This window comes from Streptomyces sp. PT12 (genome assembly GCF_003311645.1).
Lineage (GTDB): Bacteria > Actinomycetota > Actinomycetes > Streptomycetales > Streptomycetaceae > Streptomyces.
On sequence record NZ_QEST01000023.1, the window covers coordinates 47,134 to 71,026 of the forward strand.

17 protein-coding genes are annotated in these 23,893 nt (G+C 73.7%); 7 read left to right on the forward strand and 10 right to left on the reverse strand.

Annotated features, from left to right (window positions below; genetic code table 11):
• The first annotated feature begins 4 nt into the window (after window positions 1–4).
• The 3 genes from DEH69_RS02790 to fxsT all read left to right on the forward strand — a co-directional run bounded on the left by DEH69_RS02790 (window position 5) and on the right by fxsT (window position 5,639).
• Window positions 5–1,135 carry an FxsB family cyclophane-forming radical SAM/SPASM peptide maturase gene (locus DEH69_RS02790; RefSeq protein WP_113685255.1) on the forward strand — a complete coding sequence of 377 codons (1,131 nt, stop codon included), beginning with the start codon at window positions 5–7 and terminating at the stop codon, window positions 1,133–1,135.
• Window positions 1,132–2,535, forward strand: coding sequence for an HEXXH motif-containing putative peptide modification protein (locus DEH69_RS02795; RefSeq protein WP_113685256.1), 1,404 nt, complete (start codon window positions 1,132–1,134; stop codon window positions 2,533–2,535). The genes DEH69_RS02790 and DEH69_RS02795 overlap by 4 nt, the downstream gene beginning before the upstream one ends.
• A 104-nt stretch (window positions 2,536–2,639) precedes the next feature.
• Window positions 2,640–5,639: an FxSxx-COOH system tetratricopeptide repeat protein gene (gene fxsT, locus DEH69_RS02800; protein WP_113685257.1), complete on the forward strand. Its 3,000-nt coding sequence runs from the start codon at window positions 2,640–2,642 to the stop codon at window positions 5,637–5,639.
• Between the two features lie 86 nt (window positions 5,640–5,725).
• On the opposite strand, the gene DEH69_RS02805 is transcribed toward fxsT, so the two are convergent.
• From DEH69_RS02805 to DEH69_RS02825, 5 genes are all read right to left on the reverse strand, one after another.
• Window positions 5,726–9,547, reverse strand: a complete 3,822-nt coding sequence (locus tag DEH69_RS02805; RefSeq protein WP_113685258.1) for a multifunctional oxoglutarate decarboxylase/oxoglutarate dehydrogenase thiamine pyrophosphate-binding subunit/dihydrolipoyllysine-residue succinyltransferase subunit — start codon at window positions 9,545–9,547, stop codon at window positions 5,726–5,728.
• Between the two features lie 320 nt (window positions 9,548–9,867).
• Window positions 9,868–10,926: a HAMP domain-containing sensor histidine kinase gene (locus DEH69_RS02810; protein ID WP_113685356.1), complete on the reverse strand. Its 1,059-nt coding sequence runs from the start codon at window positions 10,924–10,926 to the stop codon at window positions 9,868–9,870.
• Window positions 10,927–10,963: 37 nt separating this feature from the next.
• A complete protein-coding gene (locus DEH69_RS02815) occupies window positions 10,964–11,713 on the reverse strand; it encodes a response regulator transcription factor (protein ID WP_113685259.1) in 750 nt (249 codons plus the stop codon).
• 235 nt (window positions 11,714–11,948) lie between these two features.
• Window positions 11,949–12,701, reverse strand: coding sequence for a spermidine synthase (locus DEH69_RS02820; protein WP_113685260.1), 753 nt, complete (start codon window positions 12,699–12,701; stop codon window positions 11,949–11,951).
• Between the two features lie 35 nt (window positions 12,702–12,736).
• Complete coding sequence (locus DEH69_RS02825; RefSeq protein WP_113685261.1) at window positions 12,737–13,534, reverse strand: protein phosphatase 2C domain-containing protein; 798 nt, start codon at window positions 13,532–13,534, stop codon at window positions 12,737–12,739.
• Window positions 13,535–13,947: 413 nt separating this feature from the next.
• Between DEH69_RS02825 and DEH69_RS02830 the strand changes: the two genes are divergently transcribed.
• Window positions 13,948–16,290, forward strand: coding sequence for a sensor histidine kinase (locus DEH69_RS02830; RefSeq protein WP_181727223.1), 2,343 nt, complete (start codon window positions 13,948–13,950; stop codon window positions 16,288–16,290).
• Window positions 16,287–16,778 (forward strand): roadblock/LC7 domain-containing protein, encoded by a 492-nt coding sequence (locus DEH69_RS02835; RefSeq protein WP_258534386.1) that lies wholly within the window; start codon window positions 16,287–16,289, stop codon window positions 16,776–16,778. Before DEH69_RS02830 ends, DEH69_RS02835 begins: the two co-directional genes overlap by 4 nt.
• A 195-nt stretch (window positions 16,779–16,973) precedes the next feature.
• On the opposite strand, the gene DEH69_RS02840 is transcribed toward DEH69_RS02835, so the two are convergent.
• From DEH69_RS02840 to DEH69_RS02850, 3 genes are all read right to left on the reverse strand, one after another.
• A complete protein-coding gene (locus DEH69_RS02840) occupies window positions 16,974–17,675 on the reverse strand; it encodes a hypothetical protein (protein ID WP_113685264.1) in 702 nt (233 codons plus the stop codon).
• Window positions 17,676–17,774: 99 nt separating this feature from the next.
• Complete coding sequence (locus DEH69_RS02845; RefSeq protein WP_113685265.1) at window positions 17,775–18,029, reverse strand: hypothetical protein; 255 nt, start codon at window positions 18,027–18,029, stop codon at window positions 17,775–17,777.
• Entirely contained in the window at window positions 18,026–18,757 is a 732-nt protein-coding gene (locus DEH69_RS02850; protein WP_113685266.1) for a TetR/AcrR family transcriptional regulator, read from the reverse strand. The genes DEH69_RS02845 and DEH69_RS02850 overlap by 4 nt, the downstream gene beginning before the upstream one ends.
• 142 nt (window positions 18,758–18,899) lie before the next feature.
• Between DEH69_RS02850 and DEH69_RS02855 the strand changes: the two genes are divergently transcribed.
• Complete coding sequence (locus DEH69_RS02855; RefSeq protein WP_113685267.1) at window positions 18,900–20,861, forward strand: ATP-binding protein; 1,962 nt, start codon at window positions 18,900–18,902, stop codon at window positions 20,859–20,861.
• A gap of 36 nt (window positions 20,862–20,897) precedes the next feature.
• Here DEH69_RS02855 and DEH69_RS02860 read toward each other — a convergent pair whose 3' ends face one another.
• On the reverse strand, window positions 20,898–21,857 hold the full coding sequence (locus DEH69_RS02860; protein WP_113685268.1) for a methyltransferase domain-containing protein: 960 nt from the start codon (window positions 21,855–21,857) through the stop codon (window positions 20,898–20,900).
• 280 nt (window positions 21,858–22,137) lie between these two features.
• Window positions 22,138–22,503, reverse strand: coding sequence for an SH3 domain-containing protein (locus tag DEH69_RS02865; RefSeq protein ID WP_113685269.1), 366 nt, complete (start codon window positions 22,501–22,503; stop codon window positions 22,138–22,140).
• A 284-nt stretch (window positions 22,504–22,787) separates the two neighbouring features.
• Here DEH69_RS02865 and DEH69_RS02870 point away from each other — a divergent pair, with 284 nt between their 5' ends.
• Complete coding sequence (locus tag DEH69_RS02870; RefSeq protein WP_113685270.1) at window positions 22,788–23,801, forward strand: glycoside hydrolase family 5 protein; 1,014 nt, start codon at window positions 22,788–22,790, stop codon at window positions 23,799–23,801.
• Window positions 23,802–23,893: the final 92 nt, after the last annotated feature.

Genomic DNA, 23,893 nt, shown 5'->3' on the forward strand with positions numbered 1-23,893 from the left:
CCCGATGGAGCCGTTCCGGCAGTTCATCGTCAAGGTCAACAGCCGGTGCAACCTCGCCTGCCGCTACTGCTACATGTACTTCGCCGCCGACGAGGGCTGGCGCCGCCAGCCGGTGACCGCGAGCGCCGCGACCCTGGCCGCCACCGCGCGCCGCATCGGCGAGCACGCCGCCGCCCACCGGCTGCCCGCCGTCTCCCTCGTGCTGCACGGCGGCGAGCCGCTGCTGACCGACCCGGCCGTGCTCGGCGCGTTCGCCGACGACGTCCGCGCCGCCGTCCCCGAGGGCTGCGCCGTCCACCCGGCCGTGCAGACCAACGGCGTGCTGCTGACCGAGGACAAGCTCGCCGCCCTCGCCGCCCACGGCATCACCGTGGGGCTCAGCCTCGACGGCGGCCTCGCCCGGCACAACGCCCAGCGCGTCGACCACGCGGGGCGGCCCTCGTGGCCCGGGGTGTTACGCGCGGCCAGGCTGCTCGCCCGCCCGGCGCACCGCGCGTCCTGGGCGGGCGTGCTTTCGGTCATCGACCTGGCCACTGACCCGATCGAGGCGTACCGCTCGCTGCTCGCCCTCGACCCGCCCGCCATCGACTTCCTCCTCCCGCACGGCAACTGGACCCGGCCGCCCCCGGGGCTCCCCGCCCCCGCCGACGCGCCCGCCCCCTACGCCGACTGGCTCATCGCCGTCTTCGACGACTGGTGGAACGCCGACCGCCGCCGCGTGCGGATCCGCCTCTTCCAGGAGTGCGTCGCCCTCCTCCTCGGACTGCCCGCCGCCACCGAGGCACTTGGCCTCCAGCCGTTCACCGCCGTCGTGGTCGAGACCGACGGCAGCGTCGAACAGGTCGACTCGCTCAAGTCCGCCTACGAGGGCGCCGCCGCCACCGGACTCGATGTCCACCGCCACCCGTTCGACGCGGCTCTCGACCACCCGGGGGTCGCCGCCCGCCAGGCGGGAAGGGCCGCGCTCGCCGACGCGTGCCTGGCCTGCCCCCTGCTCGCCGTGTGCGGCGGCGGCCACTACGCGCACCGCTTCCGCGCGGAGAACGGCTTCCGCAACCCCTCCGTCTACTGCGCCGATCTCACCCGCCTCATACGCCACATCGCCGCGGCCCTGCACCGGGTGGCCGCGCCATGACGCCCGCCGCCGCACCGGCCCCCGCGCTCACCGCCGACGAGCTGCGCGACCTCGGCCACACCGACGGCGGCGGCGCGACCCTCGCCCGCCTCGCCGCGGGGCAGCACACGCGCCGCCTGCTGCTGATGCGTGTACTCCTTGACGCCATCGACGAGTTGGACGCCCAGAGCGCGGGCACCCGGCTCGGCGCCGCCCTGGCCCACGACCACGCGGGGCTGCTCGAGGCCACCGAACGCGCCGCGCCCGCCGCCGCGCGCCGCGTGCTCTTCTACCCGCTGACCGGGCCATGGGCCGAGCGCTGCGTGCAGTGGCTCGGCACCGGAAGCCACCCGGGCGACGGGCCTGGCGCCGCGCGCGACCTGGCCCACCTCGGCTCCCTGGCCGTCGCCGCCGCGGCCCGCTCGGGCGTCGGCTTCGCCACCCGCGTCCCCGTGCACGGCGGCCGCATCACCCTGCCCACCCTGGGCGCCCTGTGCTGCCATGACCCCGACGGGTCGGTCGTCGACGTGGCGGGCGGCGGCGACGCGTTCACCATCCGCACAGGCGCGGGGGCGCGCGCCGAGGTGCGGCGCGACGCCACCGGCGCATGGCGCTCGCGCGACCCCCGCTGGCTGCCCCTGCACACCCTGGACGGCGGGCCGCGGCCCGTGCTGCTCGACGACCTCGACCGTGGCCCCTTCACCGCGGGCGACCGCAGGGCGCTGCCCCCCGAGGAACGCGCCCGCTGGAGCGCCCTCTGGCGCGAGGCGCTGCCCCTGCTCGGCCTCGGCGGCGCCGCGCGCTCCGCCGAACTGGCCCTGCTCGACTGCATCGTGCCCACCCTCGACCCGGCCGCCGCGCCGACCGGGGGCCCGCCGCCCGGAGGGGCGCACACGGGCGGGGCGCACACCAGCGGCACGACGCCGACCGCGTTCGGCGCCGTGATGGCCAGCACCCCGCCGGGGCCCGCCCAGCTCGCGGCCGGGCTCGCCCACGAGCTCCAGCACGCCAAGCTCGCCGCCGTCAGCGAGCTCAACCCCCTGCACACCGCGGGCCCCGAGCACCGCCACTGGGCGCCATGGCGGCCCGAACCCCGCCCGTTCCACGCCCTCTTGCACGGCACCTACGCCCATCTCGCGCTCGCGGGCTTCTGGCAGCGCCTCGCCGTCGCGCTCGACGACCCCGCGGGGCGCGACCGCGCGTGGGCCGGGCACGCCCGCTGCTTCACCCAGGTCGGCGCCGTGCTGCCCACGCTCGCCGGGGCCCGTGGACTCACCGACGCGGGGCGGGTGTTCGTGGGCGCGATGGCCGAACGGCACGCCCGCCTCCGCGATCCCGCGCCCCCCGAAGGCCATCTGGTCCGCGCGGCCGCCTATGTCGAGACCGCGCGCACCGAGTGGCTCCGGAGGCACCCGCGGTAGGAGGTTATGTGTCGGGGGCGCGGTGTATGTTCCCGGAGAGGACATCTGACGGGCCGTCCGCAGTCGGGCCCGCCGCAGGCAGCATGCACGAGGGAGTCGGTCGGATGACCGCTGAGGAGAGCGCGGTGCGCGGCCCACGGGTCACCGTCAGCTTCGCCGGGTACAACCGCGCGTGGGCCGCCTGGATCGGTGACCGCCTTGAGCGCCAGGGTTGGCAGGTGGTCTTCCAGCGCTGGGACCCGCCGGCCGAGGTGCCGCTCGATGTGGCGCTGCGCGACCTGCTGCTCGTCGAGGGCCGCATCCTTGTGGTGCTCAGCGACTGGTACTTCAAGCTGGGGCCGCGCACCGACGCCGAGTGGAACGCCGCGCTGCGCGCCGTCGTCGCGCCCAACGCCCAGCGCTTCGCCGCCGTTTCGGTCGGCTCCCAGCCGATGCCGTCCGCCACCGCCGCGTTCGGCGGCACCACCGAGCTGTGGGGGATCGGCGCCCGCGAGGCCGAGCGGCGGCTGACCCATGTGCTGGGCGAGAGCCCCGGCGGTGGGGCCTCGTCGAGCAGCACCCTGGGCGGCCGGAGCGGCCCCCGCTATCCGCACGACCAGCCGCTGGTGTGGGGCGGCGTCCCCCGGAGGAACACCCGGTTCACCGGCCGCGAGGCGACCCTCCAGCGGGTGTATGACCTGCTCCAGGCCAGCGAGCCTGGCGCGGGCGTGATCACCCTGCTCGGGATGTCGGGCGTCGGCAAGACGCAGGTCGCCGCCGAGTACGTGTACCGCTTCGGCTCCGAGTACGACGTGGTGTGGTGGGTCCCCGCCGACCAGCGCGGCACCCTGCGGCAGCGGCTCGCCGAGCTGGCCCCCGCGCTCGGCCTCACCACGGGGCCCGAGTACGGCGAGCGGCTGCGCGCCGTCGGCGACGCGCTGCGCCGCGGCGAGCCCTACGGCCGCTGGCTGCTGGTCCTCGACGGCGCCGACGACCCCGGCCCCATCGCCGACCTGGTGCCCACCGGATCGGGGCATGTCATCATCACCTCGCAGAACCGCGAGTGGGCCGAGCACAACGCCGAGGTGCAGAACGTCCCGGTCTACGACCGCGAGGAGTCGATCGCGTTCACCCGCCGCCGCGCGCCCCGCGTCACGCCCGACGAGGCCGACCGGCTGGCCGAGGCGCTGGGCGACCTGCCGCTCGCGCTCGACCAGACCGCGGGCTGGCTCAGCGACTCCACGATGTCGGTGGACGAGTACATCGCCCTCCTGGGGAACGGCGCGGACCTCGAGGTGGGCCTGCGCGTGGCGGCCGACTTCCCGATGACGTACTACACCGCGTTCTCGATACTGCTGAACCGCCTGCGGGAGACCGTCCCCGAGGCGGTCGAGCTGCTGCGGCTCTGCGCGTTCTTCGCGCCGGGCGCCATCCCGGTCCAGCTGGTCCGCGGCGTCCCCGCGGCCAGCCTCCCCGAGCGCCTGGCGGGCCTGATGGAGGACACCCTGCGGTGGAACGCCGCGATCGGCAAGCTCGTCCAGTACTCCGTGATCCGCTGGGAGGCCACCGAGGAGGAGGGCGGCGACCCGGAGAGCACCGGCACCATCCATCTGCACCGCATGGTCCACGCGACGGTCCGCGAGGGCATGTCGCGCTCCGACCAGGAGGTGTTCTCGCGCGCGGTGCGCCGCTCGCTCTCCGCGGCGAATCCAGGGCGCCCCTCCGACACCCGCCGCTGGTCCCGCTTCGCCAAGGTCGTCCCGCACCTCGACGCCTCGGGCGCGCTCAGCAGCCGCGACGCCGATATGCACCGGCTCATCTTCAGCTGCCTCAGCTATCTCTACCTCGCGGGCGAGTACGTCGCCGGGGTCCAGCTCGCCACGCGCACCGAGCAGGCGTGGAAGGCCGTCTTCGGCGAGGACGACCCGCTCGTGTGGGACCTGGCCTCGCAGATGGCCACGCTGATGCGCGCCACCGGCGCCTACGCCGCCACCGAGCGGATCGACCGCCTGGTCATCGAGCGGCTGTCCGCGCACCGCGGCCCCCGCGACCTCACCGTGCTGCGCGCCGAGGAGGGCCTGAGCGCCGACCTCAGCGGGCTCGCGCGGTACGACGAGGCGCTCGGCGTGTGCCAGGACGTGCTGGACAGCTATCTGGAGCTGGTCGGCGAGCAGCACCCCCGCACGCTCAACGCCCGCCACAACCTCGCCGCCGCCATGCGCATGCTCGGCCGCTACGCCGAGGCCCTCGAGGTCGACCGGCGCAACCTCCAGGCTCGCAGGGACCTGCACCGCCCCCGGCACAACCTCTCGCTCACCTCGGAGAACGCCTTCGCGCTCGACCTGCGCCTCCTCGGCCGCTACGGCGAGGCGCTGTCCGTGCTCGAACAGAGCGTCGAGACCCACCGGTACACCCTGGGCCCCGACAACCCCCAGACGCTCACCGCCGAGGTGAACCTCGCCCTGTGCCACCTGCGCACGGGCGACCGCGGCGCCGCGCACGCCCGCCTCGGCTCCCTGCTTGAGCGGGCCGAGCGCGTCCTCGGCGACACCTCGCCGCTGACGCTGTCGGTCGCGACGTGCTACGCGTTCGTGCTGCGCGCCCATGGCGGCCTCGACCAGGCGCGCGCGATCGGCGAGCGCACCGTCGAGCACTACCGCGCGCGGCTCGGCGACGCGCACCCGTTCACCATCGGCGCCCTGGGGAATCACGCGCTGGTGCTGCGCGCGGCGGGGGAGCGGCAGCAGGCCCTGCTGCTCAACGAGGAGTGCCTTGCCGACATGACCGGGGCGCTCGGCCCCGACCACCCCTGGACGCTCGGCATCGCGCTCAACGCCAGCGCCGGGCGGAATCTCGAGGGTGACCTCGAGGGCGCGGCGGAGCTGAGCCGGGACACCGGGCGGCGGGCCGCCGCGTTCCTCGGGCCGCGGCACCCGCTGCACCTGTCCTGCCAGATCGCGCTGGCCACCGATCTGCGCGGGCTGCGGCAGCGGCAGGAGGCGGACAAGATCGAGGAGGAGGCGCTGGCGGGCCTGATCGCGACCCTGGGCTCCCAGCATGTCCACACGGTCACCGCCCGCTCGCGGGTCCGCCCCTTCTGGGACTTCGAGCCGCTGCTCGCCTGAGCCCGCCGCGCCCTGGGACGGCGAAGGGCCGGTGCCCACCGCGCGAGGCGGCGGGCACCGGCCCTTGGGTCGTGCCGGGGTGGCCGTTACAGAGTGAACACCTCGTCGAGCAGCGCCTGCTGCTCGCTCTGGTGCCGCTTCGCCGAGCCGACCGCGGGCGAGGACGACGCGGGGCGCGTCACTCCGCGCAGCGCGTCCACGCCGTCAAGGCGCTCGCTGAGGTTGAGCGCGATAAACGGCCAGGCGCCCTGGTTCGCGGGCTCCTCCTGGGTCCAGACGAACGTCTCGGCCCCGGAGTACCGGGCCAGCTCGGCCTGCAACTCGGCCACCGGCAGCGGGAAAAGCCGCTCGACGCGGACCAGCGCCACGTCGCTCGCCTTGCGCTTGTCCCGCTCGGCCGCCAGCTCGTAGTACACCTTGCCGGAGCACAGGACCACCTTGCGCACCGCGGCGGGGTCGGCCGTGGTATCGCCGATGACCGGCGCGAACCCGCCCCGCGTGAAGTCCGCCGCGGCCGAGGTGGCCGCCTTCAGGCGCAGCATCCACTTCGGGGTGAAGACCACGAGCGGCTTGTGGTGGGGGTTGTGCACCTGCCAGCGCAGCAGGTGGAAGTAGTTCGCCGGGGTGGTCGGCATGGCCACCGTCATGTTGTTCTGCGCGCACAGCTGGAGGAAGCGCTCGATGCGGGCCGACGAGTGGTCGGGGCCCTGGCCCTCGTAGCCGTGCGGCAGCAGCAGCGTGACGCCCGAGGTCTGGCCCCACTTCTGCTCGGCCGACGAGATGAACTCGTCGATCACGGTCGCCGCGCCGTTGGCGAAGTCGCCGAACTGCGCCTCCCACATCACCAGCGCCTCGGGCCTGGCCAGGGAGTACCCGTACTCGAAGCCCATCGCCGCGTACTCGCTGAGCAGCGAGTCGTAGACGTTGAACCGCGCCTGGTCCTCGGTCAGGTAGAGCAGCGGGGTGTAGTCCTCGCCGGTCTTGCGGTCGATCAGCACCGAGTGCCGCTGGCCGAACGTGCCGCGGCGGCTGTCCTGGCCCGCGAGGCGGACCGGGGTGCCCTCCATCAGCAGGGAGCCGACGGCGAGCAGCTCGCCCATCGCCCAGTCGATCGCGTCCTCCTCGACCATCGCCGCGCGCCGCTGGAGCTGCGGCAGCAGCCGGGGGTGCACGGTGATGCGGTCGGGGATGTTGACCTGCGACTCGGCGATCCGCTTGATGACCTCGGCGGAGACGCCGGTCTCCACCGACACCGGGAACTCCGGCTTGGGCGCGGGGACTTCGGCGGGGGCCGGGGTCACGGTGGCCTCGCGGACCTCCTTGAACACCTTCTCGAGCTGGCCCTGGAAGTCCTGGAGCGCCTGCTCCGCCTCCTCAAGGGTGATGTCGCCGCGGCCGATGAGCGATTCGGTGTAGAGCTTGCGCACCGAGCGCTTCTTGTCGATCAGGTCGTACATGAGCGGCTGCGTGAACGAGGGGTTGTCCGTCTCGTTGTGCCCGCGGCGCCGGTAGCAGACGAGGTCGATCACGACGTCCTTGTTGAACGCCTGCCGGTACTCGAAAGCCAGCCGTGCCACCCGGCAGACGGCCTCGGGGTCGTCGCCGTTGACGTGGAAGATCGGCGCCTCGATCATGCGCGCCACGTCCGTGCAGTACGTGGAGGAGCGGGCGGCGGCGGCCGTGGCGGTGTAGCCCACCTGGTTGTTGATGACGACGTGGACGGTGCCGCCGGTGCGGTACCCGCGCAGCTGCGACATGTTCAGGGTCTCGGCGACCACGCCCTGCCCCGCGAACGCCGCGTCGCCGTGGATCAGGATCGGCAGGACCGTGAAGTCCTTGCCGCCGCGGCCGATGACGTCCTGCTTGGCGCGGGCGACGCCCTCGACGATCGGGTCGACGGCCTCAAGGTGCGAGGGGTTCGCGGCCAGGGAGACCTTGATCTTCTCGCCGGACAGCCCGGTGAACGTGCCGGAGGTGCCCAGGTGGTACTTGACGTCGCCCGAGCCGTGCATCGACTTGGGGTCGAGGTTCCCCTCGAACTCCCGGAAGATCTGTGCGTACGACTTGCCCACGACGTTCGCCAGGACGTTCAGCCGGCCGCGGTGGGCCATGCCGATGACGACCTCGTCCAGCTTGTCGCCCGCGGCCTCGTCGAGCACCGTGTCGAGCAGCGGGATGACGGTCTCGCCGCCCTCGAGGGAGAAGCGCTTCTGCCCGACGTACTTGGTCTGGAGGAACGTCTCGAACGCCTCGGAGGCGTTGAGCCTGCGCAGGATCCGCAGCTGCTCCTCGCGCTCGGGCGGGGTGTGCGGGCGCTCCACGCGGTCCTGGATCCACTTGCGCTCCTTGGGATCCTGGATGTGCATGTACTCGATGCCCGTGGTGCGGCAGTACGAGTCGCGCAGCACGCCGAGGATGTCGCGGAGCTTGAGCATGGACTTGCCCGCGAAGCCGCCGACGGCGAACTCGCGCTCCAGGTCCCACAGGGTGAGCCCGTGCTCCTTGATGTCCAGGTCGGGGTGCTTGCGCTGGCGGTACTCCAGCGGGTCGGTGTCGGCCATCAGGTGGCCGCGCACGCGGTAGGAGTGGATCAGGTCGAACACCCGGGCGGCCTTGGTGACTTCGTCGTCGTGGTTGACGTCGATGTCCCGGTGCCAGCGCACGGGCTCGTAGGGGATCCGCAGGGCCTCGAAGATGTCGTCGTAGAACCCGTGCTCGCCCAGCAGCAGCTGGCTGACGTGGCGCAGGAACTCGCCCGAGGCGGCGCCCTGGATGACGCGGTGGTCATAGGTGCTGGTGAGGGTCATCACCTTGGAGATGCCCAGCCTGTTGAGCGTCTCCTGGGAGGTCCCCTGGAACTCGGCGGGGTACTCCATCGCGCCCACGCCCAGGATGAGGCCCTGCCCCGGCATCAGGCGGGGCACCGAGTGCACGGTGCCGATGCCGCCCGGGTTCGTCAGGGAGGCGGTGACGCCGGAGAAGTCCTCCATCGTCAGCTTCCCGGTGCGGGCGCGGCGGACGATGTCCTCGTACGCCTGCCAGAACTCGAAGAAGCGATGCGTCTCGGCCTTCTTGATCCCGGCGACGACGAGCTGGCGGTCGCCGTTCTCCTTGACCAGGTCGATGGCCAGGCCGAGGTTCACGTGGGCGGGCTTGACGAGGGTGGGCTTGCCGTCCTTCTCGGTGAACGAGTGGTTCATCGAGGGCATCGCCTTGAGCGCCTGCACCATGGCGTAGCCGATGAGGTGCGTGAACGACACCTTGCCGCCGCGGGCGCGCTTGAGGTGGTTGTTGATGACGATGCGGTTGTCGAACAGGAGCTTCACGGGGACCGCGCGGACCGAGGTGGCGGTCGGCAGGTCGCGCGAGGCGTTCATGTTCTTCGCGACGGCGGCGGCCGGGCCGCGTAGCGTCACGAGCTCGGGGCCCTCGGCCGGCTCCTTGGCCGCGGCGGGCTTGGCGGCCGAGGGCTGCGGCGTCTTGAGGGCGGGCTTGGCGGGCGCGGGCGCGGGCGCGGGCGCCGGTGCCGGGGCCGCGGCCTTGGCGGGCTGCGGCGCGGGGGCCTGGGCGGGGCGCGCGGCCTGGGCCTGCGGCTGAGCCGGGGCCTGCGGCCGCTCCTGCGCCTGGGCGGCGGCCGCCCGTGGGGCGGCCGGGTGGGCGTCCGCCTTCGGGGGCGAGACGGCCGTGCCGTTCGGCCCCGGGCCGTCCGCCGCGGCGGCGTCGCCGCCTCCCGGCTTGTAGTCGGCGAAGAAGTCCCACCAGGCACGGTCCACGGAGTTGGGGTCCTGGAGGTACTGCTGATAGATCTCGTCGACGAGCCATTCGTTCGCGCCGAACCCCGCGGCAGCGCTGGGCACTGCTCCTCGGTCGGTCTCGGCACTCGATGTGTTCGGGGACTGTGGCGACACGGCGGCAACCGCCCTCTTCCGCTCCGCAGTGGTGATGGACAGCGGAAATCAAGGCTACGCCCCTCATGCCCCCCGGCGCAGTCCCGGGCCACCAGTCGTGGCCTACACCACATTCATTCGGGGGTTTCAGGTCGCGATGTCCCGGGAAACGGAACAAGTTCGGCGCAGAACAGTAACCATTTGGCAATGGTTGATCGCCGACCGGTCGTGACCGGCGTCGAGCTGGGCGAATGCCGCCGGGCATGACGAAACCCCCCGCCGCGGGGCGCGTGGTGGCGCCGGGGCGGCGAGGGGGAGTGGCCCCTGGCGGGGACCCTACGTCAAGTGTTTGCCTGCGCGTTACCTGGCAGCGTGAGGCGGATCCGGCAGCCCCGACGGGATTCGGCCACCCCGATCGTGCCGCCGTGCAGGTCGACCGCCCAGCGGGCGATCGCGAGGCCGAGCCCGGTGCCCCCGTCATGCGGCGTGACGCCGTTGGTGGTGCCGCGCCCGAAGCGCTCGAAGACCAGCTCCCGCTGCGCGTGCGGGATCCCTGGGCCCTCGTCGAGCACTTCGAGGACCAGGCCGCCCGTCTGCTGGCCCGCCCTGGCCACGACGGTGACCTGCCCGTTGCGCGGGCTGTGCTTGACGGCGTTGTCCACCAGGTTGGTGACCACCTGGTCGAGGCGTTCGGGGTCGGCGTGCGCCCGCAGGCTGCCGGGGGTGACGTCGAGCCGGAACCTCACATCCGTGCGCGCGTGGCCGCGGCGCAGCGCCACGGTCGCGTCGTTCAGCACGGCCGAGAGATACGGCTCCACCTGGAAGCCGCGCGGCTGGAGCGGGACCGCGCCGTTCTCGAGCCGTGAGAGGTCGAGCAGCTGCTCGACCAGCCGCCCCAGGCGCTCGGTGGAGCGGAGCGCCGTCTTCATGGTGGTGGGATCGGCCTCGGAGACTCCGTCCACCACGTTCTCCAGCACGGCGCGCAGCCCCGCGATGGGGGTGCGCAGCTCGTGCGAGACGTTGGCGATCAGCTCCTTGCGGTGCTGGTCGGCCGCCTGGAGGTCGGCGGCCATGCGGTTGAACGCCAGCGCGAGGTCGCCCAGCTCGTCGCGGCGGGCCACCCTGACCCGGCGGCCGTAGTCGCCCCTGGCCATCGCCCGCGCCGCCGAGGTCATCTCCAGCACGGGCGTGGCGAGGCTGTGCGCGACGAACTGGGTGACGAGCAGCGAGGCGATGATCGCGATGATCGCGATGACCTGGAGCCCGATGTCGGAGCGATAGGCCATCAGGATCAGCAGGGTCGTGATCGCCACCGAGATGATCACGAGCCAGCCGAGCGCGGCCTTGACCGAGCGGTAGGGATCGAGCGGGCGCAGCACGCGCCACATCATGGGCCACATGCCGCGCACGAGGGAATGGCTGGTCTGCTCCTGCACCTCAGACCTCGTTGGGCGCCTGACTCCGCGCTGCCGTCTCGCCGGCGAAGCCGGGCGGTGTCTCCAGGGCGTAGCCGACTCCGTGGACGGTGCGGATGCGCTCCGCGCCGATCTTCCGCCGCAGCGCCTTGACGTGGCTGTCCACGGTCCTGGTGCCCGATGCGTCGGCCCAGTCCCACACCTCGGCGAGCAGCTGCTCGCGCGTGAGCACCGCGCGGGGCGAGCGGGCCAGGCACATGAGCAGGTCGAACTCGGTGGGCGTCAGGTGGATGTCCTTGCCCGCGGCCCTCACCCGCCGCTGGGTGCGGTCGATCTCCAGGTCGCCCAGGCGGACGCTGCCGGGGCGCGGCGTGGTCGCCGCGACCGCGGCGCGCTCGATGCGGCGGAGCAGCACATGGGAGCGGGCGACCAGCTCGCGCATCGAGAACGGCTTGGTCATGTAGTCGTCGGCGCCGACGCCGAGGCCGACCAGCATGTCCGTCTCGTCGTCACGGGCGGTGAGCATCAGCACGGGCACCGGGCGCTGGGCCTGGACGCGGCGGCACACCTCGAGCCCGTCGAAGCCCGGCAGCATCACGTCCAGGATGAGCAGGTCGGGGTGCCAGGCGGCGGCGGTCTCCACGGCGGCCGGGCCGTCGGCGGCGGTCTGCACGAGGAAGCCCTCGGCGCGCAGCCTGGCGGCGATCGCCTCGACGATGGTCGGATCGTCCTCGACGACCAGGACGCGGCGCTGGGCGCCCGGTGTGGTCACCGTGGCGTTGTGGTGTCCGGCCCGTTCCTGCGCTGTGGGGTCGGCGTGGCCATGCGGTGACGGTGCCTTGTCCTGATGGGTCCGATCCATCGGTGCTGTCCTGGTCTCTGCTTGATTCATGTATCCCGCCCCCGGGATTCGTCCTGGTGCCAGTCGGCTGGTCTCTGGCTCTTGTTGTGCTGATCCTGTGCTGATGAGCACTTCCAAGAGCGTAGAGCGACGGATCAACCGTCGGCTACGCGGACCGGCTGGCGAGATGATGGCTGGCGAGAAACAGCACGTCGGGAACGCCCCGGACGACCGGCACTTCTCTGGTGCGAACAGTTGCGAACCCGGCATCCCTCAGTTTTCGGGGGAAAACCTGTGAAGGCCGGGCGGACCAGACGGCCAGCACGCCACCGGGGTTGAGCGCGTCGGCGCACGCGGCGAGCCCGGCGGGCGCGTACAGGCTCTCGTTGTCCGGCGTCACGGTCCAGTCAGGGCCGTTGTCGATGTCGAGGCACAGCGCGTCATAACGCGCCTCGCCGCCTTCGCCGCCGCGCCTCGCCACGTCGCGCAGGTGGTCGACGAGGTCGGCGACGACCAGCTCGGTGCGCGGATCGGCGAGCGCCGCGGTGGTCACGTCCGACAGCGGCCCTTCCCTGTGCCAGTCGACGACGGCGGGCTCGCGCTCCACGACGGTGATCGCGCCCCAGCGCGGCTCGGCCGCGGCCTCGGCCAGCGAGAAGCCGACGCCCAGGCCCCCGATCAGCACGCGCGGCGCGGGGCGTTCGCCGTCAGGAGCCTCAAGAGCCTCAAGTGCCGCGCTCACCAGCAGGCGTTCCGAGCGGCCGTCCGATGTGTCCATCAGGAAGCAGCCGTTGGCGATGATCTGGAACAACTCCCCGTGCCTGCGCAGCACGACCTCGCCGTGCGGGCCCTCCCTGCGGTCCAGGACCACGGGGAGGGCGTCGTCGGCGGGCTGGCCCGTGCGGTGGTGCGCTGCCATGGGCCCATCCTCCTACAGGTCGCCCTACAGGATCGCTACAGCTCGACGACCACGGCGCTGGCGTCGTCGTGGGCCTTGCCGCGGGGGAACGCCGCCCCGTCGGGGTCGGCCGCCTCCGCGGCGCGCACCTCGGCGATCGCGCGTTCGGGACCGCGCGTAAGGAGCGCGGCGAACAGCTCGGGCCAGCCGCCGAGCCTGAACGTCTCCACCCAGCGCCCGAGCCCGTCCGTCACCGCCGCGAGGGCGCGCACCCGCTCGCGGGTCACCGCGCCCGTCACCGCCAGCTCGGCCACGGCCGGGTCGGCCGCCGCGGTGAAGAAGCCGCCCGGCGCGTTCCGCAGCGACTCGACGAACGCGCCCCTGCTCTCCCTCGGCAGCCCGCGGGCCGCCGGGCCCAGGTCGTCCAGGCGCGTGTCGAGCACGGGGCGGACCGTGCCATCGGGCTCGCCGAGCAGCAACACCGAGTCGGAGAGCACCAGATACTCCACCGCGGCCTCGTCCCAGCGCGCGCACACGACGGTGGACTGCGGCGTTCGTGGGTGAGAAAGGTCACATGTCCCCCGGTGGGCGTCCGCCGTGCGGGAGATGGCCGACGCGAGACAGTCGGTGAGGGACAAGTCCCGCCGCGAGCCGGAGAGTTCGAGCAACGCCCCGCCCAGGCGCGCGACGTACCAGGAGACCTCGTGGGAGCAGCCCTGGTCGGGGAAACGGGCCGTCACCCCGTCGAGCAGGACCAGCGCGCCGCCGGATCCCTCGGCGGGGACGGCGGTGGCGGCGTAATCCTCGTTCGGCCGCCCTGGGGTCCCTGGCACGGTCGTGGACTGGGTGCGCATGGTGATCACTCTGCCGTAAGCTGGCATTTGTCAGCGAATGTGGGGCCAGCTCCGGTTGCGGGATCCTGCATCCCCTGCGAGGCCAGGGGAGGGCGTTCCACTCCGGCGCTCCGCGCGGTCTGGCAGGCAAGGAGGAGGGATCTTGCCAGGAGCCGATGGGGAATTCCAGTCGGCTCCCCGGGCCCCGACGTGCCCGGCGAGGTCACCTGCTTGTCCGTCAACTCCCGGTGTTGTTCACTCCTTCGGGTAAGGCCGGAGGGAGTCGGCCCCAGGGTGCCGCCGTCGCTGGCAAGGTCGGTGCCCACGTGACGAGAATGCGAGCACAGGTGCGGAAGACGACACTGCACGACCCCGCCGACCCGTCTCCCTCCGCACCGGCAGGCTCCCGGGCCCGAGCGGCTCGCAGGCGGCGCGTGCGGGTGCGCAGCAGGCTGCTCGTGGGCGTCCTGCTGACGGGTCTTGCCGTGGCCGCGGCGGGCGCGCCCGCCGTGCACGGCGCCTACGCGCGGCTGACCGACTCCCAGCGGCTCGTGGACGACGCCGAGTTGGGCCGCCGCGCGCTCGCCCTCTCGCACCTGCTCGCCGACGAGCGCGAGGTGATCGTGGTGGCCGTGGCCGACGGCGACCCCGGCGTGGCCGGAGGCGCGCTCTCCGGCGAGGCCAGGGAGCGCACCGACCGCGCCATCGATCAACTGCCCGACGACGCGGGGCAGTCGGTCCACGACCGGCTCGCCGCCCTGCCCGCCGTCAGGGACGGCGCCCTGGCGGGCGAGAGCACCGCGGTCGAGACCTACGAGGCGTACACCGCCGCCGTCGACGAGCTCGACGCCGTCTTCAGGGAGGTCAGCCGCACGCGCCCCGACCGGGCCGCCGACCCCACGGGCGACGCGCTGCCCGACCTCGTGCGCGCCGTGCACGCCTCCTCCGCGACCCGCGGGCTCGTGCTCGCCGGGCTGCGCTCGGGCGGCGAGGCACCCGAGCTGGCCGCGCTCGCCCATGTCGAGGCGGCGCGCGAGCGCGCCGCGGTCGCCGACTTCACCACCGTCGCCGGACCCGCGGGGCGCGACGCCTACGAGCGGGCCATGGCGGGCGAAGAGACCGCGGCGGCCGAGGAGTTGCTCGCCTCGCTCACCGACACCGCCTTCCTGTCGGCCGACGACAGGGCCGCCGACGAGGCCGCGGTGCACGAGGCGCTCAGCGGGCGCACCGCGCGCCAGCAGGAGGTGCTGACCTCGCTCGCCGCCGAGCGGGCCGCGGCGCTCCAGGCCCTCAACGACGACGACATGACGTCGCTTCAGCTCGCGGGTGGCGTCGTGCTCGTGGCGCTGCTCGTCGCGCTGGCCGTGAGCGTCCAGACCGCCCGCTCGCTCACCCGCCCGCTGGCCGCCGTCCGGCTCGGCACGCGCCGCGTCGCCCTCGACCCCGCGGGCCAGGAGCCCGTCAAGTACACCGGGAGGAACGACGAGTTCGCCGAGGTCGTCGCGTCGGTCAACGCCCTGCGCGCCCGCACCGTCGCCCTCCAGGAGCAGGCGACGAGCGCCGTGCGGGAGGCCGAGGAGGCCGCGCGGGACAGCGGCGGGCTGCGCATGGAGCGCGACCGGCTGCTCGCCGAGCAGAGCGATCTGACGGCACGCCTCGCGGCGTTGCACGGCGCGGTGCACGGCATGTTCGCCCACCACGCCCAGCGGTTGCTCGCCCTCGCCGGCGAACAGCTCGCGGTCATCGAGGGGTTGGAGGAGCACGAGGCCGACCCCGACCGCCTGGCCGTGCTGTTCAGCGTGGACCACCTCGCGGCCCGCATGCGCCGCCACGGTGAGAACCTTCTGCTGCTCGCCGGTGCTCCGCCCGTCGCCGAGCTTGGCGAGCCCCAGACCCTCATCGACGTGGCGCGCGCCGCCGTCAGCGAGATAGAGCGTTACGAGCTGGTGGAGACCACGCCCCCGCCGCCTCCTGGGCGGGTCGTGGGCGTGGCCGCCCGCGACGTCAGCCACCTGCTGGCCGAGCTGCTTGACAACGCCACGGCGTTCTCGCCGACCGGCGCCCGGGTGCGGCTGACCGCGCGCTGGGTGGAGAGCGACCTGCTGTTCTCCGTCGAGGACGAGGGCGTCGGCCTGTCCCCCGCGCGGCTCGCCGAGCTGAACGCCCGCCTCGTCGACCCCGTGACCCCGCCGCCTGGGGCCGACCAGGCGGGGACAGGCGTGGGCATCGGCATGGGCCTCTACACCGTGGCGCGCCTGGCCGCCAGACACGGCCTGCGCTGCTGGCTCGACACCCGGCCGACCGGGGGAACGATCGCCCAGGTCGTGGTGCCGGGCGCGCTCATCGAGGCGCTGCCTGACGCGTACCAGGCCGACCCCTACACCTCGACCGGCGCGGTCCCCACCGTCGCCCGGCCCGCGCCCCGCCACACGGGCGCCGTCCCGACCGTCGGGCACGCGCCCGTCGACCACCACACGGGCGCGCACCCGACCCTTCCGCACCCGTCGGTCGAGCTGCCGCCCGAGCACGGGCGGGCCACCGACACCATCCCAGGATCACACCCGGTCACCGAGAGCGGCCTGCCGCTGCGCAGCCGGGCCACCGCCACCCCCGCCACCCCGCCCACCGCCGCACGGGAGCGCGCCTCCGTGGACGCCGAGGAGCTGCGCCGCCGCCTTGGCGGCTTCCAGCGCGGCGCCAGGGAAGGCCACCGCGACGCGGCAGGTGCGGCGGGTGGCCCGTACCCCGGCGAGTCCGGAGAGGGGATGCCGTCATGAGTTCACGTACCCGTATGGCCCCCGGCACCAACAGCGGCCGAGGGGGCGCCGACCTGCGCTGGCTGCTGACCCGGCTGGTCGAGGAGGTGCCAGGCGTGCTTTCGGTCGCCGTCGTCTCGGCCGACGGCCTGCCGCTGCTCTCCTCGCAGCCGTCGGACGAGGCTCCGGGGCTCGCGCACCCGGGCGGCGGCCCTTCGGGCGCGGTGGCCGACCTGGCCACGGTCGTCTCGGGCCTCGGCAGCCTCACCGGTGGCGCGGCGACGCTGATGGAGGGCGGCCGCGTCCGCCAGACGCTTGTCGCGATGGACACGGGGAACCTCCTGGTGATGACCATCAGCGACGGCTCGCTCCTTGGCGTCTACACGACGCCGGACGCGGACATGAGCTCGGTGACCTACCAGATGGCCCTGTTCGTGGGCCGCGCGGGCCACCTCCTGACCCCCGAGCTGCGAGCGGAGCTGCGCCAGGCGGCACCGGCGACCCGGTAGGCGCCGGGGGCGCAGCCCTCGCCGCGCGGCGGCGGCCGCGGCGCAGCCGCGGGCGGTCCGGTGGGCGACGCCGCTCGCCGTGCGGCGGCAGCCGCGAACGGTCCGGTGGTGGGCCCCTCGCCGTGCGGCGGCAGCCGCGCCCCGGCCGCGAGCCACCCGGCCGCGCGGCTTCTCGCCCGGGCAGCGCCCGGCAGCTCACGGCCGCGTCGTGGGCGTCGTTTCCCGGCGAGGGCCAAGCTCGGCGGGCGAGAGCCCCGCCAGCAGGGCCGCGGCCTCGTCCAGACGGCGGTGCACCTCGTCGCGCTGCTCGCGCCGTTCCTCGGCGAGCGAGCGTTCCTCGTCGAGCGCGGCGCGGGCCGCCGTGGCCAGCTTGTCGGCGTGCCGCTCCCCGGCCGTCAGGCGCCGCACGGCCTCCGCGGCCCGGGCCTCGGCGCGGGCGACGGCCGTTCCGGCGTGGAGCGAACGCGCCGGGTCCTCGCCGAGGAGCACGAGCAGCGCGGGCGGCAGGCGGAGGCCGCCCCCGGCGCGGTACTCCTCGCGCGCGATGGCCCCCGCGAGCCGCTTCGCCTCCGCGAGCTCGCCGCGGACATCCGCCAGCTCGTCGGTCAACTCCTCGGTCTCTTCCTGCTGTTGACGCAGCCGGGTCTCGGTCTCGCGGTATGCCTCCGCCGCCTCGCCGGTCGCGCGGTACGCGGTCCGCAGCTCGTCGAGCAGCGCGGCGGTGTCGTTCGCGCCGGGCCCGGCGTTTCCCTGCCCGGCGTTCCCCTGCCCGGCGTTTCCCTGCTCGGCGTTCCCCTGCTCCGGCGCGCCAGGCTCGGCGGCCGCGGGGGGCGCGACCGGTGATGCGGTGGCCAGGGCCAGGGCGGCGAGGGCCGCGCTCAGCGTCGTTCGGTACATCGGGGCGCACCTCTCCCATCCGCCGCGGCGCTCGCCGCGGCGGACCGATGGTGCGCACACCCGCGCGCCGGGCGCGCGCCGGGAGGCGCGAACGGGTGGTCAGCCCTTGCGGCGGTGGGCCCGGCTCGGCGTGGCGTCGGGGGCGTAGACATAACGCCAGCCGCGCGGCACCCGCAGCAGGCGGGTGTGGCCCGCGGCCTGGAGGTGGTAGACGTGCACGGTGTCGGGCTCGTCGCCCTCGCCCGGCACCGGCACCTCGTACACGCGCGGTGGCTTGCCGGTCGGCCCCGTCAGCACCGGCAGCACCCGGCCGTCGAGCGGCCCCCCGACGAACGGCGTCTCCTCGCTTCTCACGACTCGAGTGTGGCAGGCGCCATCCTGGAGAGCGTGCGCTCCACCAGGGCGTCGACGCGCCCACCGGGCGCCTCGACGGCCGCCGCGGCGCGCAGCACGCGCGCGGTCTCCTTGTCACGCCCCGCCGTGACGACCAGCTGCGCGACGAACTGGTCGACAAGCCAGTCGCGCAGCTCGCCCAGCGGCATCCGCCGCTCCTCGTCGAGCCAGATCAACGACGCCGCCTCGACCGATGTGATCCAGGTGCGCACCGTCAAGTCGAGCCGTGGCCCCGGCCGTTCGACCCCCAAGTGGTCGAGCACCTGCCGGGCCGCGGCGCGTCGTACACCGTCGACGATGGCCGAAGTGCGCGACGTCTCCACCACGCTGCCGCCCGCGAGCAGCGCCGAGAAGCCCTCCCCGTGCTCCACGGCGAACGTCAGATAGCGGTCGAGCACCGCGGCAAGCCGCTCGCTCAGCGGCCCCGAGGCGGCCACGGTGAAGCACCGCTCCAGATCGGCCGCGGCGCCGCGCAGCACCGCCTCGTACAACTGCTGCTTGCCGCCGGGGAAATAGCGGTACACCAGCGGCCTTGAGACCCCCGCGGCGCGCGCCACCCGGTCGAGCGACACGGCGTCGGGCGCGTACCGCGCGAACAGCCGCCGCGCGGCGGCAAGCAGGTCGTCCTTGCGCTGCTCCACGCTGAGCCTGCGGTATGCCCGAGGGGGTGCTGCGGGACGGCTGGTCATGCCCCGAAGCGTAACCGCCGCCACCGACAGGACGGCCTAACCCGGCCATCCACAGGTTCACCCACAGGTTCACTCCCCCCGTTCACTTGACGGACACGGGCCCCCGGGGCGCAGGTAACCGCGCTCGGCTGTGCTGGGTGACATGAAGCGACGACGGACGGGCCGCCTTCCCTACTGGGGCACCATCCGAGGCCGGGTGGCGATCGTGCTCGCCGTGCCCACGGCCCTGCTCCTCGTCCTCACCGGCATCGGGGTCGCGGATCGCGCGGAGGACTGGTCGGCGGCGAGGGAGAGCGGCGAGCGGGTCCAACTGGCCCTCGACGTCCAGGACTTGGTGCGCGAGTTGCAGCGCGAGCACGGGCTCACCAGCGGGCTGATGGTGGGCGCGGGGCGCTACCGGCCCGAGTTGGCCGACACGCGCCGCCGCGTGGACGCGATCCGCGGCGAGCTGGTCAGGCGCGTCGACGGGGGCGCGGCGCCCGCGTTCGACGACGCGCTCGCCTCGCTGGGCGAGCTCGACGACACGCGCGCCCGCGTGGACGACGAGAACATCGCCCCCGAGGAGGCCCTGGCCTACTTCTCCGACGCCATCGCCCGGCTCAACGAGGCGCAGCTGGCCGAGGATCCGGCCCATGGCGACCAGCGGCTGAGCGACGGCATGGCCGCGCTCCAGGCCCTGTCCGCCGCCACCGAGGCGCTGGCCCAGGAACGCGGCCTGATGAACGGGGTGTTCGTCGCGGGCCGCTTCGAGGACGGCCAGTACCTGGAGTTCGCCGCGACGCGCGCCGCACGCGACGCCGCGCTCGCCAGCTATGGCCGACTGGCCACGGACACCCAACAGGCCGCGCTCGACGGGGCGTTCGACTCGCCGGAGGCCGAGCGGGTCGCCGCGTTCGAGGAGCGGGCGGACGCGGGCGCCGACGGCTCGCCGCTGGAGACCGACGCGGCCCAGTGGTGGGAGTCCGCCACCGCGCTGACCGACGCGCTGCACGAGGTGCAGCAGCGGATCGGGCCCGACGCGACGAGCCGCGCCGACCAGCTGCGCAGGGCGGCCACGGCGCAGCTCGTGGGCTTTGTGGCGCTCGGCGTGCTGATCGTGGCCGTCGCGATCGCCTTGGCCGTGCTGGCCGCGCGCTCGATCACCCGCCCGCTCGACGAGCTGACGCGGCAGGCGGAGAACGTCGCGGGCGAACGGCTCCCCGAGACCGTCCGCACCATCCAGGAGGCCGAGCCCGAGGAGGCCGAACACCTCGAACCACCAGTGCCCGACCCCGAGTTGGGCGGCGGCGCGGAGGAAGTCACGCGCCTGGCGGCCGCGTTGCACGATGTCGAGCGCACCGCCGTCGACCTGGCCGCCCAGCAGACGGTGCTGCGGCGCAACGGCACCGAGTCGCTGGCCAACCTCGGCCACCGCAACCAGGCCCTGGTCCGCCGCCAACTCCGGCTGATCACCGCGCTGGAGAGCAAGGAGCTCGACCCGGACGCGCTGGCGGAGCTGTTCGAGCTCGACCACCTGGCCACCCGCATGCGCCGCAACGCCGACTCGCTGCTCATCCTCACAGGCCAGCAGCTCCCGCCGCGCGTGTGGACCGGCACGGCCGAGGTGGCCGAGGTGGTGCGTTCGGCCGTCTCGGAGGTCGAGGAGTACCGGCGGGTGACGCTCGTGGAGTCCGAGCCCTGCCAGATCCATGGCTCGGTGGTCTACGAACTGTCGCACCTGCTCGCGGAGTTGATCGAGAACGCGCTGACCGCCTCGCCCCCGGCTCGCCCCGTCGAGGTCTATGGCTGGTGGGACGGCGCGGAGTACTGCCTGGCCATCGTGGACCGCGGCACGGGCATGACCGAGGAGGAGCTGAGCCGCGCCAACGCCAGGCTCGCGGGCAAGGACAACTTCCTTGTCGCGCCGACCCGTTTCCTCGGCCACTACGTGGTGGGCACGATCGCGGCCCGCCTCGGCGTGCAGGTGGAGGTCAGGCACACGCAGAGCGCGCCGACCAACGCCTCCGCACGGGGCGCCGGGGTGTCCGCGTATGTCGCCCTGCCGCCACGGCTGTTGAGCCCCGGGCTGCCACAGGAGCGGCACGGCAGCGGCGTTCCTGCCTGAGGTCCCGGGCCGAAGTCCCGTCCCTTCGCGGCCCGTTCAGCCGGGCAGGAACCAACCGGGGCCATCCACGGGGGTGTCGAGCCACAGCCGGTGCCGCCCGTCCGCGGAGACGCCGAGCCCGTACCGTTCGGGGCGCGGCCGCCCGGCGTCCGCCCACGCCGCCAGCACCGGCGCGCGCTCGCCCCACAGGTCGCGGGAGCCGTCGTACTGGATGCGCGCGGTCCCGTCGTCGCGCGGCGCCACCCGCGCCCATGACCCGCTGCCGGGGTGCACCAGCCCGTAGATCCGCCGCCCGTCCGCGTCGATGAGCGACAGCTCGTGCACGTCGGGCTGCACCAACCCCCCGAGGAAACGCGGCACTTCGGCCGACAGCTCCACCGGCAGCGGAACGTCGGCCGCCGTGCCGAGCGGCACGAGCAGCGCCGGGATGTAGCTGCGCACCGAGGGCGCCGCTCCCGCTCCTGGGCGCGCAAGCACCGGCAGGAAGCGACCCGAAGCCGTCGCGTCCACCCCCGCGGTCAGCACCGCGATGCCCGAGCTGAGCGCCACGGCCAACGCACCACCCGGCGCCACCTGCGCCAGCAGCGCCGCGGGCACCCGCCCGTTGACCGGCCGCCCGACCACCGCCCCATAGGGGGCGTACTCCAGGCAGCCGCGAGCCCCGTCACCCGCTGCGAGCGCTGGCGCGTACCCGGCGCCCGCCAGCCGGGCGCGCGCCTTGCCCAGCACCTCGGGGTCGGGGTCGAGGGACACGACGCGTTCGCCGCCGAAGCGCTGGCACAGCAGCGCGGCGCCGTACCCCGTGCCGGTGCCCAGCTCGAGCACCCGCCCGCCGTCCGGCACGTCGAGCGCTTCGAACATGGCCCGCAGCATCCCGTGCGGCTCATCGCCCCCACCCGGCTCGGGAAGGAACGCGTCACGCGGCACGGCGTCGAACACCGCACGCCACGCGGAGCCGCGTGGACTGCCGTCGGCCGGGCGGGTGGCGATGGTCATGGGGGATCCCTCCGAAGCGAGTCACGGCGGTTCACCGTGCACAACGAGCGGACCCCGCCCGACGTATCGCACCGAACGTTTCCGCGCCGCGTGGCCTGGTGGCGGGCGGCTACGGAGGGTCCGGCGGTGTTCGCCGCCCGCCGCGGTGGCTCGTTTCGTGGTGGGTGCGGGTCACCGACGCCCCCCTCCCGTAGGTGCCGGTCTCTGACCCGCACCGCCACAACACCGGACACCGCGGGCGACGGCGACAACCACCGGACCCTCGGCAGCCGCCCCAAGCTCAACACCGCTCAGCCCCCCGCACCCCCACAACCTCGACATCCGTCGCCGGAACCCACGCGTAGTCGTCGCCCCGCACGAGGTACCACCGCGAGTGCCGCTCGCCCTCGGCCGCGCACAGCACGCGCAGCCGTTCCCCCTCGGGGGCCGCCGCCAGGACGGCGGACGCGGCGTGCGGGGCTTCGCGGAGGCGCGTGCCGGAGGCGTTCGCGACCTCGCCCGCCACGGACCCGGCCTCGGCCGCCGCCTCGGGCGGCTGCGCGCCGCCGCCGAGCGCCGCCGCCACGGCCATCGCGCCACCCGACGCGCACAGCGAAAGCCGCAACCGAGGCGACGGCCGCCGCCCGCCGAGCCGGGATCGGGACATGCCGCACGCCTCCTCGCCCTCACGCCCCCCTTCTCACTCTCCGCAACCGTTCCCAGCCTAGGTGCACCCGAATGGGGGTGCAAATCATGGCGAAGAGTAACGAACGGCGCGGATTACATCCCTCCGCTTGAAGTGGTCGCGTCCCGTCTCTTGACAGGGCCGGGGCGGGTGGATGAGATGGGAGTCGCCCATGGGAGCGCTCCCATTCGCTGGCGCTCCCATGCCGGTCTCCTTTCCCCACCCGCTCGGAGTCCTACGGGACGGAACTCCTTGAGGAGAAGACCTTGAACGCCAAGACCCGCATCGGCGGCATCGTAGCCGCCGGTCTGCTCGGTGCCTCGCTCGCGGCACCCCCCGCGCTCGCGGAAGGCCCCGTTGTTCCCGCTGCCACCGGATTGACCGTGCAGGATGGGCGGTTGGTGGAGTCGACGGGGAGTGATCTGGTGCTGCGTGGGGTGAATCTTCCGCATGCGTGGTTTCCGGGGGAGACGTCGGAGTCGTTGGCGGCGATCAAGGCGGAGGGGGCGAACTCCGTGCGGGTGGTGCTCTCCAGTGGTGATCAGTGGGAGGAGACGTCGGCGGCGGAGTTGTCGGGGATCGTGGAGGAGTGCAAGGCGAACCGTTTGATCTGTGTGCTTGAGGTGCATGACACGACGGGGTATCCGGAGGCGTCCGCGGCGGTGTCGCTTGAGCGTGCGGCGGAGTACTGGCTGAGCGTGCGGAGCGCGGTGGTGGGCCAGGAGGACTACGTCGTGGTGAACATCGGCAACGAGCCGTATGGGAACACGGGTTACGAGGAGTGGACGCGGGCGACGATCGATGCGGTGGGGACGTTGCGGGGTGCGGGTTTTGAGCACACGTTGCTGGTGGACGCGCCGAACTGGGGTCAGGACTGGTCGTTCACGATGCGGGACACGGCGCGGGAGGTGTATGACGCGGATCCGACGGGGAATCTGGTGTTCTCGATTCACATGTATGGGGTGTTCACCGGGGAGTCCGTGGTGCGTTCGTATCTGACGGGCTTTGTCGGTGCCGGACTGCCGATTGTGGTGGGGGAGTTCGGGCACGATCATTCCGACGGGAATCCGGATGAGGACGCGATCATGTCGGTGACGCGGGAGTTGGGGCTTGGTTACCTTGGCTGGTCCTGGAGCGGGAACAGCGGTGGTGTGGAGTACCTTGACATGGTCAACGGCTTTGATCCCGCCTCGTTGACGCCCTGGGGCGAGCGGTTCCTCAACGGGCCCGACGGCATAGGCGAAACGTCCGAGGAAGCCACCATCTACTCGGGCGCATAGACCCGTTCGGCCGCTCGCGGTCGTTCGGAACACGGGTCACCCGGGGCGTCGGCGTCGCCCCGGGCGGCCCGTGGCTCTTTCTCCCCGGCTTC